Annotated in this window: 15 protein-coding genes; 11 read left to right on the top strand and 4 right to left on the bottom strand. The window is 66.2% G+C overall.

From position 1 onward, the window contains the following. Positions 1 to 93 precede the first annotated feature (93 nt). The 7 genes from dapB (at position 94) to JIM94_RS04915 (ending at position 10,077) form a co-directional block, all read left to right on the top strand. On the top strand, positions 94 to 858 hold the full coding sequence (gene dapB / locus JIM94_RS04945; protein WP_200255337.1) for a 4-hydroxy-tetrahydrodipicolinate reductase: 765 nt from the start codon (positions 94 to 96) through the stop codon (positions 856 to 858). A gap of 51 nt (positions 859 to 909) precedes the next feature. Beyond that, positions 910 to 1,662: an FAD-dependent thymidylate synthase gene (gene thyX / locus JIM94_RS04940; RefSeq protein WP_200255335.1), complete on the top strand. Its 753-nt coding sequence runs from the start codon at positions 910 to 912 to the stop codon at positions 1,660 to 1,662. 93 nt (positions 1,663 to 1,755) lie between these two features. Further along, positions 1,756 to 2,661, top strand: coding sequence for a 4-hydroxy-tetrahydrodipicolinate synthase (gene dapA, locus JIM94_RS04935; protein ID WP_200255333.1), 906 nt, complete (start codon positions 1,756 to 1,758; stop codon positions 2,659 to 2,661). Positions 2,662 to 2,663: 2 nt separating this feature from the next. Next, positions 2,664 to 4,787 carry a ribonuclease J gene (locus JIM94_RS04930; RefSeq protein WP_200255331.1) on the top strand — a complete coding sequence of 708 codons (2,124 nt, stop codon included), beginning with the start codon at positions 2,664 to 2,666 and terminating at the stop codon, positions 4,785 to 4,787. 80 nt (positions 4,788 to 4,867) lie between these two features. Beyond that, positions 4,868 to 5,494, top strand: coding sequence for a TIGR03085 family metal-binding protein (locus JIM94_RS04925; protein ID WP_200255329.1), 627 nt, complete (start codon positions 4,868 to 4,870; stop codon positions 5,492 to 5,494). Positions 5,495 to 5,592: 98 nt separating this feature from the next. After that, positions 5,593 to 8,778 (top strand): FtsK/SpoIIIE family DNA translocase, encoded by a 3,186-nt coding sequence (locus tag JIM94_RS04920; RefSeq protein WP_200255327.1) that lies wholly within the window; start codon positions 5,593 to 5,595, stop codon positions 8,776 to 8,778. Positions 8,779 to 9,003: 225 nt separating this feature from the next. After that, complete coding sequence (locus JIM94_RS04915; protein WP_200255325.1) at positions 9,004 to 10,077, top strand: TerC/Alx family metal homeostasis membrane protein; 1,074 nt, start codon at positions 9,004 to 9,006, stop codon at positions 10,075 to 10,077. Positions 10,078 to 10,189: 112 nt separating this feature from the next. On the opposite strand, the gene JIM94_RS04910 is transcribed toward JIM94_RS04915, so the two are convergent. Beyond that, positions 10,190 to 10,483, bottom strand: a complete 294-nt coding sequence (locus JIM94_RS04910; RefSeq protein ID WP_200255323.1) for a YciI family protein — start codon at positions 10,481 to 10,483, stop codon at positions 10,190 to 10,192. A gap of 89 nt (positions 10,484 to 10,572) precedes the next feature. Here JIM94_RS04910 and pgsA point away from each other — a divergent pair, with 89 nt between their 5' ends. From pgsA to JIM94_RS04890, 4 genes are all read left to right on the top strand, one after another. Beyond that, positions 10,573 to 11,139, top strand: coding sequence for a CDP-diacylglycerol--glycerol-3-phosphate 3-phosphatidyltransferase (pgsA, locus tag JIM94_RS04905; protein WP_200255321.1), 567 nt, complete (start codon positions 10,573 to 10,575; stop codon positions 11,137 to 11,139). Between the two features lie 7 nt (positions 11,140 to 11,146). Next, positions 11,147 to 11,698: a CinA family protein gene (locus tag JIM94_RS04900; protein ID WP_200255600.1), complete on the top strand. Its 552-nt coding sequence runs from the start codon at positions 11,147 to 11,149 to the stop codon at positions 11,696 to 11,698. A 54-nt stretch (positions 11,699 to 11,752) separates the two neighbouring features. Continuing rightward, positions 11,753 to 12,079, top strand: a complete 327-nt coding sequence (locus JIM94_RS04895) for a helix-turn-helix domain-containing protein (protein ID WP_200255319.1) — start codon at positions 11,753 to 11,755, stop codon at positions 12,077 to 12,079. Between the two features lie 177 nt (positions 12,080 to 12,256). Continuing rightward, a complete protein-coding gene (locus JIM94_RS04890) occupies positions 12,257 to 13,099 on the top strand; it encodes a PspA/IM30 family protein (RefSeq protein WP_200255316.1) in 843 nt (280 codons plus the stop codon). A 142-nt stretch (positions 13,100 to 13,241) separates the two neighbouring features. On the opposite strand, the gene JIM94_RS04885 is transcribed toward JIM94_RS04890, so the two are convergent. The 3 genes from JIM94_RS04885 to JIM94_RS04875 form a co-directional block, all read right to left on the bottom strand. Beyond that, positions 13,242 to 13,853, bottom strand: a complete 612-nt coding sequence (locus tag JIM94_RS04885) for an energy-coupling factor transporter transmembrane component T family protein (protein ID WP_200255313.1) — start codon at positions 13,851 to 13,853, stop codon at positions 13,242 to 13,244. An 11-nt stretch (positions 13,854 to 13,864) separates the two neighbouring features. After that, positions 13,865 to 14,560: an energy-coupling factor ABC transporter ATP-binding protein gene (locus JIM94_RS04880; RefSeq protein ID WP_200255311.1), complete on the bottom strand. Its 696-nt coding sequence runs from the start codon at positions 14,558 to 14,560 to the stop codon at positions 13,865 to 13,867. A gap of 184 nt (positions 14,561 to 14,744) precedes the next feature. Next, the gene (locus tag JIM94_RS04875; RefSeq protein WP_248085633.1) at positions 14,745 to 15,347 is read right to left on the bottom strand and encodes a biotin transporter BioY; all 603 of its coding nucleotides are present in this window, start codon (positions 15,345 to 15,347) and stop codon (positions 14,745 to 14,747) included. Between the last annotated feature and the right edge of the window lie 89 nt (positions 15,348 to 15,436).

Genomic DNA, 15,436 nt, shown 5'->3' with positions numbered 1-15,436 from the left:
TACACTGGTCGGGGAGATCGGTGCGCACGTGCCCGTGACAACGTCATCGGGTGGGCCCACCGGATGACCCGGAGAAGGACGTGAGGAGCAGACATGACAGGCAGCGTATCCACGAAGGTGGGAGTGCTCGGAGCCGGCGGACGCGTCGGACAGGCGGTGGTGCAGGGGGTCCGCGCCGCAGCGGACCTGGAACTGGTGGCGGAGATCGACAGGGGCGATGATCTCGGTGCACTGGTGGAGGCCGGAGCTGGAGTCATCGTCGACTTCACCGCCCCCTCCGCCGTGATGGACAACCTCGAGTTCTGCATCCGCAACGGTATCTCCTGTGTCGTCGGTACTACGGGTTTCACCCCGGAGCGCCTCGATCAGGTCCGCACATGGATCGCCGACTCCAGGCATGAGGGCACCGGTGTCCTCATCGCCCCGAACTTCGCGATCTCCGCCGTACTGACCATGCAGTTCGCGAAACAGGCGGCCAGGTTCTTCGAATCCGCTGAGGTCGTCGAGTACCACCACCCGAACAAGCTCGACGCCCCCTCGGGCACCGCGATCCACACCGCGGAGGGCATCGCCGCGGCCCGCCGTGACGCCGGTATGGGGGACCAGCCCGACGCCACCGATCAGTCACTCGACGGTGCCCGCGGTTCCGATGTCGACGGGGTCAGGGTGCATGCGGTCCGAATGACCGGAATGGTCGCCCACGAGGAGGTCATCTTCGGTTCACAGGGTCAGTCACTGACGATCCGGCAGGACTCCTACGACCGGACGAGCTTCGTGCCCGGTGTTCTGGTCGGGGTCCGACGGATCCACGAGTTCCCCGGTCTGACCGTCGGACTGGAGAAGTACCTGGATCTCTGATCCGCACCCCCGCACCCCGTACCACCCGTATCAACCGAGGAGACATCACCCGTGGCCCGACCCGTCGACCTGAAGGTGCAGCTGATCGCGCACACCACCTTCACACCACCCGAGGACATCGACTGGGGGACCGATGCGTCGGACGGCGAGGCACTCGCCGAGTTCGCGGGCAGGGCGTGCTACGAGACCTTCGACAAGCCGAACCCGAGGACGGCGTCGAACGCCGCCTACCTCCGGCACATCATGGAGGTCGGGCACACCGCGCTGTTCGAGCACGCGAGTGCGACGATGTACATCCGGGGCATCTCACGCTCGGCGACCCACGAACTCGTGCGGCACCGCCACTTCTCGTTCTCCCAGCTGTCCCAGCGTTTCGTCCACTCCGAGGACAGTGAGGTCGTGGTCCCACGTCTGATCGCCGAGGACGAGGAACTGACGAGACTCTTCATGCAGGGGGTCGACGATGCACGTTTCACGTTCAACGAGCTTCTCTCCGCCCTGGAGGAGAAGCTCGCGGACGAGCCGAACGCTCTGCTGCGCCGGAAACAGGCGCGGCAGGCGGCCCGGGCGGTTCTCCCCAACGCCACCGAATCGAGGATCGTGGTGACCGGAAACTACCGGGCCTGGCGCCACTTCATCGGTATGCGCGCGACCGAGCACGCCGACATCGAGATCCGGACCGTGGCCGTCGAATGCCTCCGGTTGCTCAGGGGACTGGCCCCGACCATCTTCGGGGACTTCGACATCGCGACGCTCTCGGACGGATCCGAGATGGCTGTCAGCCCGTACGTCACCGACTTCTGACCGTCGGATCAACCGATTCCGGGCACCGTCCGCCACACGCCGGAGTGACCGCAATGCCCGGCACGATCGGTTGACCGGGTAACCTCGTGTGACATGAGCACAGGTATGACAGTCAGCACCGGAGCCGAGCACTTCGGCACCGTAGCCGTCGCCATGGTCACCCCCTTCAACCGTGACGGTGATCTCGACGTCGCGGCGGGCCGCCGGCTCGCCGCGCATCTCGTCGACGAGGGCTGTGACGCCCTCGTTCTCGCCGGAACCACCGGGGAGTCCCCGACGACGACCGTCGACGAGAAGCTCACCCTGCTGCGCGAGGTCAAGGCGGAGGTCGGTGACCGCGCGAAGATCATCGCCGGCGCCGGCAGCTACGACACCGCCGCGACGGTGGCGCTCGCGAGAGCATCCGCGGACGCGGGTGCTGACTCCCTGCTCGTGGTCACGCCGTACTACTCGAAACCGGTGCAGGAGGGCGTCTACCGGCACTTCACCGCCGTCGCCGACGCCACCGATCTGCCGGTGTGCCTGTACGACATTCCGCCCCGTTCGGTTATACCGATTGAGTCTGATACCATTCGACGTCTAGCTGAACACCGCACGATTGTGGCCGTCAAGGACGCCAAAGGTGACCTCGCCGCCGCCACACCCCTGATCGCCGAGACGGGCCTCGCCTGGTACTCGGGAGATGATCCGCTCAACCTTCCCTGGCTGTCGCTGGGGGCAACCGGTTTCATTTCGGTGATCGGGCATGTCGCGGCTCGCCAACTGCGTGAGCTGCACACGAGTTTCGCCGAAGGCGATCTCATTCGTGCGCGGGCAATCAACACACAACTTTCCCCGCTGATCCGCGCCCAGGCACGTCTGGGCGGAGTCAGCTTCTCAAAGGGGGCCCTGCGACTGCAGGGCCTCGACGCCGGAGAACCCCGGCTGCCGCAGATCCCCGTGGATCAGGAGCAGCTCGAGGAACTCCGCACCGATCTAGAACAGGCTGGAGTCCTATAAATATGTCTGACACCCGTAATCGATCCCGGAAGGTCACCCGCAAGGCGGGTCCGCCGGAGGCCCCCGAATTCAAGGCCCCCGAGCAGCCCGCCCCCGCAGCCGAAGGCGCGGAGGGTGATACCGGAACCGACAACCGGGGCACGAAGAAGTCCGGATCCAGGTCCTCGAACGAGGATCGCGGTGGTCGCCGGGACAATCGTGGCGCGAACAACGACCGGAATTCCGGTGGAAACCGTCGCGGCCGGGGCAACAACTCCGGTGGCGGAAACCGCGGAAACAACGGTGGTGGCGGCAACGAGCGTTCCCAGGGCAACCGGAACGGTGGCCGGGGCGCCGGAAACGACCGCAACCGCAACGTCGTCAAGTCGATGCAGGGCGCGGATCTGACCCGTCGTCTGCCGGAACCGCCGAAGGCGCCGAAGAACGGTCTCCGTGTCATCGCGCTCGGAGGTATCTCGGAGATCGGCCGCAACATGACCGTCTTCGAGTACAACAACCGCATCCTCATCGTGGACTGCGGCGTGCTCTTCCCGTCCTCCGGCGAGCCCGGCGTCGACCTGATCCTGCCGGACTTCTCGTACCTCGAGGACAAGCTCGACCGCATCGACGCCCTCGTCATCACGCACGGCCACGAGGATCACATCGGTGCCATCCCGTGGCTGCTGAAGATGTGTCCCGATCTGCCGATCGTCGGTTCCAAGTTCACGCTCGCACTCATCGCCGCGAAGTGCCGCGAGCACCGGCTGCGGCCGAAGCTGATCGAGGTCGACGAGGCGTCGGAGAAGGACTACGGTCCGTTCAACGTCCGTTTCTTCGCCGTGAACCACTCCATCCCGGACTGCCTCGGCATCGTGCTCAAGACGAAGGCCGGTACGGTTCTCCTCACCGGTGACATCAAGCTCGACCAGACCCCCACCGACGGTCGCCCGACGGATCTTCCCGCCATCTCGCGGTACGGCGACGAGGGTGTCGATCTGTTCCTCTGCGATTCGACGAACGCCACGACCCCGGGCATGTCCGGCTCCGAATCGGACATCGCGCCGACGTTGCGTCGTCTGATCGGTGAGGCGAAGCAGCGGGTCATCCTCGCCTCCTTCGCCTCGAACGTCTACCGGGTCCAGGCCGCGGTCGACGCGGCGGTCGCCACCGGACGTAAGGTCGCCTTCAACGGGCGCTCGATGATCCGGAACATGGAGATCGCCGAGAAGCTCGGCTACCTGAAGGCACCCAAGGGAACGTTCGTCAGCATGGATGACGCCGGGCGCATGGCCCCGCACAAGGTCATGCTGATCACCACCGGTACCCAGGGGGAGCCCATGGCCGCCCTGTCCCGCATGGCGCGTCGTGAGCACCGTCAGGTCACCGTCCGTGACGGCGATCTCATCATCCTCTCGTCCTCGCTCGTCCCCGGCAACGAGGAAGCGGTGTTCGGCGTGATCAACATGCTCGCCCAGATCGGTGCGACCGTGATCACCGGCAAGGACGCCAAGGTCCACACCTCGGGTCACGGCTACGCGGGAGAGCTGTTGTTCCTCTACAACGCCGTCCGCCCGAAGAACGCGATGCCGGTCCACGGTGAGTGGCGTCACCTGCGCGCGAACAAGGAACTCGCCGTCTCCACCGGTGTCGACCGGGAGCGCGTCATGCTCGCCCAGAACGGCGTCGTCGTCGACCTCGTCGACGGTAAGGCGGAGGTCGTCGGCCAGATCCCGATCGGCAACCTCTACGTCGACGGTGTCACGATGGGTGACATCGATGACGAGGTCCTCGCCGACCGTACGGAGATGGGTGAAGGCGGTCTGATCTCCATCACCGTCGTCATCGACAACCGTACCGGCCGCCCGCTGGAACGCCCGACGGTCCAGGCCAAGGGCTTCTCCGAGGACGCGAAGGCGATGATGCCGGAGATCACCGAGCTGGTCGACAACACCATGCGTCAGCTCGCGGGTGAAGGGGAGAACGACCCCTACCGCATGGTCCGCCAGCTGCGTCGTAAGGTGTCCCGCTTCGTCGAACAGAAGTGGCGCCGTAAGCCGATGGTCATCCCTACCGTCGTGCCGATGAGCTCCGAGAGCCACAGCCCGGTCCCGGATGAGGCCGTCCGCCAGGCGCGCGAGACCCGCTGACCCGTCCGGCGACGTCAGAGAAGTCACGGCCCCGGCCCCGTCACATCGGTTCACTGAATTGATGCGACTAGGCTGGGGCCATGACTTTTGCCGCATCCGAGCGCGCCGCACTCGGCGGGCTCCTCCTGGAACTCGGCCCCGACGCACCCACACTCTGCGCAGGTTGGACCACGAAGGACATGGCCGTCCACCTTCTCCTCCGGGAAACCCGGCCCGATGCGGTGCCGGGAATGTTCCTTCCCGCGTTTCGTGCGCATCTCCGATCGGTCAGCGACGAGATCGGATCACGGAGTCACGGAGAGATCGTCCGGCGGTGGATGGCGGGGCCCCCGAAGTTCAGTCCGGTGCGCTTTCTCGACGCGCAACTGAATGCCGGCGAACACTTCATCCATCACGAGGACGTACGCCGTGCGCGGCCGGGGTGGCGGCCCCGCCGGTTCAGCCCGGAGGACGAGAACGTGCTGTCCGGGGTGCTGCGACGGATGGGGGTGCGCCTGCTCAGGAACTCCGAGCTCCCGGTCATCGTGGATCCGGACGGTGCCCCGTCCTTCGTCGGTGTGGATCGTCGGGGGGTCGTGCGGTCGGGATCCGATGTGATCCGGGTGTCCGGTCCGGTGGGGGAGATCCTGTTGTTCTGCTTCGGCAGGGAGGAGGTCGACGTCACGGTGAGCGGAGACGCGGATCGGCTGCGGTTCGCACGTATCTGATGTGACAACCTCCCGTCCGAGGGGACGGGTCACAAACTTCGCGGGACATCGGTGTGGCAGCTGTGGCTGGAGTGTCCCGTGCGTCTATCCTTGCTCTCATGCCAGCCAAGAGTCGCCCCGGAACCGCACGACGAGACAGTAACCGCCCCGGTACATCCCGCAGTCAGCGGAGCGTGACCCAGGCGGTTCAGACCCGGCCGGCGCACCGTGCGGCGGTCACCGCCGACGAACGCACCGGCAGCGCGTTCCGCGCGGTCGGTGGCGGTATCCGTGGCGCATTCGGTGCCGCGGCGAGAGGTATCGGCGGTGCGGCCCGTTCGCTGGGGTCCCGGCATGATCCCGACGACGCGATTGACGGGGCCGTGCACGGGGACACCGGCGACGACACGGCACCGGGTGGGGGCAGGAGGACGAAGGTGGACGGAGAGACCGGCGGAGACAAGATCCGTCCGCCCCGCAACGCCTCCCCGGGCCGGGGTTCCGCACCGGTCCCCGAGGACGCGGAGCCGGCACAGAACCCCACTCATGACGGTCTGGGGCTGGCGCTGATCGCCCTCGCCGTGATTCTCGGCGGAGCCGTGTGGCTCGATGTCGCCGGCCCGGTGGGGCGGGCGATCGACGACGGTGTCCGATGGTTGATCGGAGCGGGTGCGCTCGTGCTGCCCGTCGTGCTCGTCACGGGGGCGGTCACCCTCATGGTCGGGGCGGGGACAGCCGGATACCGGTCGCCCTCCGCCGCCCCCCGGATCACGGTGGGTGTGGCCCTGATCGTCGCGTCGATGCTCGGCCTGATCCACATTTTCGCGGGTCTGCCGGGGGACATCGCGGAACGCCGTGCAGCCGGCGGAACGATCGGTGTACTCGTCGGGGACGTCGCCGCGCGGGGATTCACCCCGTACATCGCGGTACCGCTGCTGCTCCTGGTCATCGTCTACGGTGCACTGAAAGTCACCGGTATCACCGTCAGGGAATTCACCGATTATCTGGTGGGACTACTCGAACGGAGCAACGACGAGGAAACGGAGACCGGCCGCCCCTCCTTCCTCGGGGGGATCGCAGCCTACTTCGGGTTCGGTACGCCCTCCGGGGCACCGCTCGAGGACGAGTCCGACGAGGACGCCGACTTCACCGACTACGAGGAGACCTACCGGCCCACCAGGCCCACGGTCGCCCGGCGTCGTCCCGTCAGCCCCATGGAGGCCTATCCGCTGCCGGACCCCGACGGCGGAGCAGGGGACACGGACGACCACGATCTCGACCAGGGGGAACACACCCTGTTCTCCGCGCCCGCGGCGCAGACATCCGCCTCCGTGACACGGAAGCAGGGGCCGTCGGCATCCGATACCAATGAACTGCCGGTGGTGCCGGACACACCGGCCCCGGCACCGGGACGGAAACCCGCGGGTGACCCGGTTCCCCGTGCCACGGTGAGCGGACCCGGAGCGACGACCGCCGGTGCGGTCTCCGGCGTCGCACGGACCGCAGGGACGGCCGCCGGGGGTGCGGTGGCCGCCACTGCCGCCGGTGCGCGGGGGGTCGAGGACGCCGTCTCCGCGTCCCGCAGGGCCGTCCGGGACGCGATCATCGCACGGTCCGGGGTCGACGCCGCCGCCGTCCCCGCCGCCGTGCCCGCCAGTGAGCGGGACGACCGGAGCGACACAAAGGAGACCGCCGGTTCGGGAACCGCGCAGGTAACCACGTTCGCCGGTGGCGATGACTACATCGTGCCCAGCGCCGACATGCTCATCCCGGGCAACCGACCGAAGACCCGCTCCGAGGCGAACGACCGCATGATCGAGGCGATCACGGAGGTCTTCAGCGAGTTCAACGTCGACGCCTCGGTCGTCGGTTTCTCCCGGGGGCCGACGGTCACCCGCTATGAGGTGCAACTCGGCCCCGGGGTGAAGGTCTCGAAGATCACCAACCTCCAGTCGAACCTCGCGTACGCCGCAGCCACCGACAACGTCCGGTTGCTGACCCCCATCCCGGGTAAGTCACTCGTCGGCATCGAGGTCCCGAACAGTGACCGCGAGATGGTCCGACTGGGTGACGTCCTCAACGCACCCGCGACCGTCGGCAACCATGACCCGATGCTCATCGGGCTGGGCAAGGACATCGAGGGGGAGTTCGTCTCCCACTCGATGCAGAAGATGCCGCACCTCCTCGTCGCCGGTGCGACGGGATCCGGTAAGTCCGCTTTCGTGAACTCACTCCTGGTCTCGATCCTGACCCGGGCGACCCCGGAGCAGGTGAGGCTCATCCTCGTCGACCCCAAGATGGTGGAGCTCACCCCCTACGAGGGAATTCCACACCTGATCACCCCCATCATCACACAGCCGAAGAAGGCCGCATCGGCGTTGCAGTGGCTCGTCGAGGAGATGGAGCAGCGCTACATGGACATGAAGTCCGCCCGTGTCCGGCACGTCAAGGACTTCAACCGCAAGGTGCTCTCCGGTGACATCGTCGCCCCCCAGGGGTCTCAACGCGAGTACCGGCCCTACCCGTACATCGTGTGCGTCGTCGACGAGCTCGCCGACCTGATGATGACGGCGCCGAAGGAGATCGAGGACTCGATCGTCCGTATCACCCAGAAGGCGCGGGCCGCGGGCATCCACCTCGTGCTCGCGACACAGCGTCCTTCCGTCGACGTCGTCACCGGACTGATCAAGACGAACGTGCCCTCGAGGCTCGCGTTCGCGACGTCCTCACTCACCGACTCCCGGGTCATCCTCGACCAGGCGGGCGCCGAGAAACTGATCGGTATGGGTGACGCGCTCTTCATCCCCCAGGGAGCGGGTAAACCGCAGCGTATCCAGGGCGCCTTCGTCACCGACGAAGAGGTCCAGGCCGTCGTCGACGCGGCGAAGGAACAGGCGGAACCCGACTACACCGAGGGAGTCACCGAGGACAAGTCCGCCGAAGCGAAGAAGGACATCGACGACGACATCGGGGACGACCTCGAGGATCTTCTCCAGGCCGTTGAACTCGTCGTCACGAGCCAGTTCGGCTCCACCTCGATGCTCCAGCGGAAGTTGCGCATCGGGTTCGCGAAGGCCGGACGTCTCATGGACCTGATGGAGAGCCGTGGGGTGGTCGGGCCGTCCGAGGGTTCCAAGGCGCGGGAGGTGCTCGTCAAGCCGGAGGAGCTGGACACCGTCATCTGGATGATCAAGGGGGCCGATCCCGCGGAGGCGCCCCGGGAGGACGAGACCGTCGGGGATCCCGACGGCGCCGACACCGACACCGGTGGCGTGACCACCAACCCCACCGGCGGAGTGTTCTGACCGGTCGCCACCCGTTGGCGCCGTCGAGTGGGGCCGCTGTAGAGTGGTCTCGTTCATGGAGGGGAGTACCCCACCCAACGGCACCGGTCGTCAACACGGTGACCGTCCCACGCCACCCCGGGGTGGCGTGGGACGCGGTCCCCGGCCGTGCCGGCTACACACCGACGTAGCGGGGGAGACCTCCGGTTTTCACGTCATTCCCTGAGACCGGAGGTCTTTTTCCAAGTGGAAGTAAACACCCTCACCTGGGTCGTCACGGTCGTCGTTCTTCTCGGCTTCATCGTGTTCGACTTCGTCAGCCATGTACGGAGTCCCCACGAGCCCACCATGAAAGAGGCGGCGGGGTGGATGATCTTCTACGTCCTCCTGGCGTGCGTCTTCGGTGGTTTCCTGTGGTTCACGTGGGGAGGACCGGACGGCAACCACCAGCACGGCATCGAGTTCTTCGCGGGCTACATCACCGAGCTCTCGTTGAGCGTCGACAATCTGTTCATCTTCGCCCTGATCATCGGGTCGTTCAAGGTCCCCCGCGCGTACCAGCAGAAGGTTCTGCTCATCGGTATCGCCCTGGCGCTCCTGTTCCGGGGTGTCTTCATCGGTCTCGGTGCCGCGGCGATCAACGCGGCCAGCTGGGTGTTCTACCTCTTCGGTGTCTTCCTGCTGTACACCGCCGTCAAACTCATCGTCGACGAGCTCCGTGGTGCGGAGGAGACCGAGGTCGACGACATGCTCGTGGTCAGGACGGTCCGCACCGCCGTTCCGGTGTCGAGCAGCTTCGACCGGGACCGACTGTTGACGAGGTCGGGCGGACGCAGGATGGTCACACCGTTGATGATCTGTCTCGTGTGCATCGGATTCATCGACCTCATGTTCGCCTTCGACTCGATCCCGGCGATCTTCGGCCTGACGCAGGAGCCCTACATCGTCTTCACCGCGAACGCCTTCGCACTGATGGGCCTCCGCCAGATGTACTTTCTGCTGGACGGGCTTCTCGATCGTCTGGTGTTCCTGCCCTACGGACTCGGTGCGATCCTCGGTTTCATCGGTGTCAAGCTCACCCTCCACGCCATGCACGAGAACAACCTGCCGTTCCTCAACGGCGGGGAATCGATCCCCGTCCCGGAGGTGTCGACGGCCTTCTCCCTGGTCTTCATCGTGCTGACACTCCTGCTGACGACCATCGCCTCGGTCATCAAGACGAAACGGGATGAGACGCAGGGGGCCGTGGCCCCGAACCGGAACAGGGCCGGGGACATCCGCGATCACGACGAAGACGACGCCGAGACCGCGGTGAACTGACGGAGAGTGTCGGTGCGGCCGGAGGGACACCGGTGCCGCTCCGGCCGCTCCGGATCGGCGGGCACGGGAGCGGCACCTCTCCCGTTCGCGGTGGCCCGCTCATACGTCGGATTCAGTCACCGAAGACGTTGAGCACGGGATTCCAGGTGTGGAAGAAACGGGCCGTGAGTGCGCCCTCGGTGTGGAACGGGTCCTGATCCATCAGCTCCCGGGCATCGTCGAGGGACGCCGGTTCAGGGAGACGGATGACGATGAGTGCGCCACCGTCACCGTCGGTGTAGGGGCCGGAACCGATCAGGTGGCCCCTCTCCTTGAGTCCTGCGAGGAACTCACGGTGCCGGGGTCGGACCTCGGTGATCACGGAGGAATCGGCGGGATAGGTGTACTCGACGACGAAGGTGTTCATGGTCCCGATTGTAGCTACGCCGACCCACGGGTGACCCGCGGCGGCACCGGTCCGGGATATGAGTAATGTAGGGGACTGTGAGTGGTGCCATGAAGAAATCCAGCGGGACGGCGGAGTCGCCGTCGAACCTCAATCTGCCCAACGTGCTCACTTCGCTGCGGATTGTCGCCATTCCGTTGTTCGCGTGGTTGGTGCTCCGCAGCGGCAGCGAGCACGCCGGCTGGATGTGGGCGTCCTTCGCCCTTTTCATCGCGCTGATGATCACGGACAAGCTGGACGGGGACATCGCCCGTGCCCGTGGTCTGGTGACAAACTTCGGCAAGATCGCCGATCCCATCGCGGACAAGGCGTTGATGATCGCCGCACTGGTCTGTCTCAACCTCACCGGGGCACTCTGGTGGTGGGTCACCGTCGTCATCGTCGTCCGTGAACTCGGTATCACCGTCTGGCGTATGGGGCAGCTGCGGGCGGGCCGGGTGGTACCCGCCTCACGGGGCGGAAAACTCAAGACCGTCCTGCAGTCGGCGGCTGTTGCTCTCTATCTCGTGCCCCTGCCCGGATTCCTCCACCCCCTCGTCGTGTCCGTGATGCTGCTGGCCGTTCTGGTCACCGTCGTCACGGGGATCCAGTATCTGCTGGCCTCCCGTCGACTGTGAGCGCGTGATGGGGGACGGTGCCGGAGTTCGTGGGCTGGCGGCGGAGGTCGTCGGGGCGCTCCGGGAGGAGGGGATGACGGTGGCGTTCTGTGAGTCCCTGACCGCGGGTCTGGCAGCGGCCGCCGTCGCGGGAGTCCCCGGTGCCTCGAGCGTTCTGCGGGGTGGACTCGTCACATACGCGACCGACCTCAAGACAACGCTCGCGGGTGTCGACGGACGGGTCATCGCGGAACACGGTGTGATCTCGGGGCACTGCGCGACGGCGATGGCGGGGGGCGCCAGGGATACCTGTCTGGCGGACTGGGGGGTTGCCCTGACCGGGGTCGCCGGCCCGGACCCGCAGGACGGGCACCCCGTCGGGGAGGTGTGGATCGGCATCGCCGCACCCACGGGAGACAGGTGGGCGGTCCGTGCCGGCGGTGGACGTCTGGTGGGGGACAGGGACGCCATCCGTTCGCGGGCTGTCGTCGTCGCCCTGGAGGAGTTGCTCGCGGCCGTCCGTGGGGGAACCTTGCCCCGCGGTGGCGGACCGGAGAACACCGGCGACGGCGCTCATTGAGATGATTTCGGCGGGCAGGGAACAAAACCGGTCGCTGCACCGTTGACTACAGTGATGGCTACTTACACTGCTCTTCTCGACCAGCCGGTCTCCGCCCCGGCACGTGGCGACTCACCGCGTGAGCCGCTTCTGCGTGAAGCGTTGGGTTCTGCGCTGCGTGCATTCCGGGCGGACCGGGGTATAACCCTCAGGGAACTCGCCGAGGCGTCGCGGGTGTCACCCGGTTATCTGTCCGAGCTGGAGAGGGGCCGGAAGGAAGTGTCCTCCGAGCTCCTCGCGTCCGTCTGTCACGCACTGGGGGCGACGGTCTCGGATGTTCTCATTGAAGCGGCCGGTTCGATGGCGGTGCACACCGCAGAAGCGGACCTCGCTGCGGTGTAGTCTTATAGCGGCTAGATTGGTAGCAGACCGAGCCGTACCGGCCCGGATAAGATCCGCACGTTGTCCGGCACGTTTCCGCACGTGTCCCCATACCGCATCATCGGCCCACCGGTGCAGCTGCCGCAGTTGCGCTGTGGTGGGCGGTCAAGTTAATGAACGGAAGGCTCGACTCTCACAATGGCTAACCCCTTCGCCAAAGCATGGAAGTACGTTATCGCGCTGTTCGACTCGAAGATCGAGGAACACGCTGATCCGAAGATCCAGATCCAGCAGGCCATCGAGGACGCGCAGCGGCAGCATCAGGCACTGTCCCAGCAGGCCGCCACGGTGATCGGCAATCAGCGGCAGCTGGAGATGCAGCTGAACCGCCGACTGGCGGACATCGAGAAGCTCCAGGCGAACACCCGGCAGGCGCTCGAGTTGGCCGACAAGGCAGCGGCGGCGGGTGACACGGCGAAGGCGACGGAGTACACCAACGCCGCCGAGGCCTTCTCCGCTCAGCTGGTCACCGCGGAACAGTCCGTCGAGGACACCAAGCAGCTGCATGATCAGGCGCTCCAGCAGGCGGCCCAGGCCAAGAAGGCCGTCGAGCGGAACGCGATGATGCTGCAGCAGAAGGTCGGCGAGCGCACGAAACTGCTGAGCCAGCTGGAGCAGGCGAAGATGCAGGAGAAGGTCTCCGAGTCGCTCCGTTCGATGAACTCGATGACCGCGTCCGGCAGCACGCCCAATCTGGATCAGGTCCGGGAGAAGATCGAGCGCCGTTACGCGAATGCGCTCGGACAGGCTGAACTCGCCGAGAACTCGGTGGAGAACCGGATGGCGGAGGTGGAGCACGCCGGTGTCCAGCTCGCCGGTCACAGCCGCCTCGAGCAGATCCGCGCACAGATGGCGGCCGAGAAGCTCGAGAGCGGTAGCCCGGAGAAGTCGTTGGAGCGTTCCCCGGAGTCGAATACCCCGAACATCGCGAACTCCGCGGTCGAGGAGAAGATGCGGCAGCTGCGCGAGGAGAACAAGTAGCAGTCTCACGTGTGACTGTCCACCGGTCAGGTGGGAAACGGGAGGGCGCCCCGGGATGTTGACGGGGCCGCCCTCCCGTTTGTCGTGGGCGTGGACCGGGTGCGGGGATACGGGTGTTGGGCCCCGCACCCGGTGTGGTCCCCTAGTCGTCGACCCCTCTGGCGAGGAGTGCATCGGAGATCCGCTGGGCCCGTCGGATCGAGCGGACGACAACGGGAACCCCGAACGCGGAGAACGACATTCCCGCCCCCCGTGCCTTCCGTGCGTCGAGAACTTCACGGACGGTAGCCAGCTGAAGGGGGATGAGCCTTATGGTCAGGGACATCGCGAGACTGACTTTCCCGGCGGGAAAACCGAACCTCTCCAGGGGGCGCAGAGTGTCGTCCAGTGCGTCCATCATCGCGGAGACCCGTGTCGTCAGTGTCAGCAGTGTCGCAGCCATGATGGAGGACGTGATGAGGAGGAAACCGACCGCCGCCGGTTCGAAACCCTGCCGCCACCACTGGAAACCCGCGAAGAAGGCGAGCAGGGGGAGCGCGGGCCAGATCTGTCCCCATGCCGTCCGGACCGGGATGCGGGCGACGGTGACAAGAGCCGTGACGGCGAGGAGACACGTCGCAGCACCCGGGAGGGATCCGATGAAGACGGTGGACATGATGATGTACGTGATGAGCAGCATGAATTTCCGGGAGGGATTCATGCGGTGGATGACCGTGTCCCCGGGAACGTAAACCCCCATCGGGATCGCGGACATGCCCCGTCCCGTCACCGGTGACCGTCCCGGGACATGAGGTCGCGGTAGACGGCCACGACGTCCTCGGGGGCACCGTCCGCGATGATCCTGTGGTCGTGGACACAGATGACCCGGTCGAAACCGGACAGGAAGTCGAGGTCGTGGGTGACGACGATCAACTGCTGTTCCAGGCGGTCGAACTCTCTCCTGATCCGGAGTCGGTTACGGAGGTCGAGCAGGGTCGTCGGTTCGTCCGCGATGATCACGTCGGGATCGATGATGAGGACGGCCGCGAGCGCGAGAAGTTGTTTCTCCCCGCCGGAGAGCACGTGCGGTGAGGCATCGGCCAGATGACCGATCCCGAACCGGTCGAGTACCGCGGTGACGCGTGCCTCCCGTTCCTCCCGTCCGAGTCTCATCCGGCGAAGAGAGAACGCGACATCCTCGCGGACCGTGGGCATGATGATCTGGTTCTCCGCGTCGGAGAAGACGAAACCGACCCGCCTGCGGATGTCGCGGCCGTGCGTGCCGGGATCCACACCATCGACGGTCACCTTTCCCGTGGTCGGTTCGCCGAGCCCGTTGATCATTCTGATGAGGGTGGATTTTCCCCCTCCGTTCGCACCGATGACGCCGATGCGGGACTCGGAGAGTTCGAGGGAGAGCGGTTCCAGCACCGTGCGACCGTCGAAGACCGCGGAAACCTCATCGAAGACTATCCGGGGCATGTACCGTCCACCTTTCACACGCGGTGCCCCGCAGCCCCGGGGCGGAACCGGTGGGGTGATTCACCGGGATACGGGTGCCTCCGTCGGGACGGGGCGTCGCGCCCGGTTCCGGTCCGTTGTCGCGTACCGGGGCTGCGGTACCGGGGACGGCCGGGCGATGGTCGATGTCAGCTCAGCAGGGAGGTCACGCCGCCCGGGCACCGGGTGTGGACACGGGGCGTGAACCGAATCCGCGCAGATCGGGGAGCGCGGTGTGAACACCGACCGCGACGATGACGCCGATGACGAGTTTGACCACCGCCCCCGGGATGAACGGGATCTGCACCTTGAGCGCGTCGGTCAGTGTCATGTCGAGACGCCACATGAGGCCGAGGACCCCGAAGAGATACTGCACCAGGAGTGCGGCGAGGAACGCGAGCGCGAAGTTGAGGGCCATGCCCGCCCGGTTGCGCGGGGCACGGGCACTCAGCACACCGGCGATCAGTGGTGCGAGCAGGTAGCCGAGCAGGTAGCCGATGGTCGGGCCGCTCAGTGCGGTGAGCACGCTCTTGCCCTGGGCCAGCACCGGTAGACCGACCATGCCGAGCAGGAACACGATCAGGAGGGCGAGGAAACCCCTGCGCGGACCGAGGATGAGACCCGCCATGATGCAGGCCGCGTTCTGCAGGACGATCGGGACACCGGCGGCACCGACCGGAATGGATATGTAGCCGAGGACTATGATGAGCGCGGCGAACACCGCGGAATAAGCGAGGTCACGGACGTTGAAGATGCTTCTGTTATTCACATGTGCTGACACTACCCGGATGTGCTGCAATTGAACAGCGTTCATGTGGAAGGTCCGCCACCGGTGCACACGGGGGCCGTGGTGGGCGA

This window comes from Corynebacterium pygosceleis (assembly GCF_016595275.2).
GTDB classification, from domain to species: domain Bacteria; phylum Actinomycetota; class Actinomycetes; order Mycobacteriales; family Mycobacteriaceae; genus Corynebacterium; species Corynebacterium pygosceleis.
Note: the sequence above shows the minus strand (reverse complement) of the source record. Positions and strands in the feature narration are given on the sequence as shown.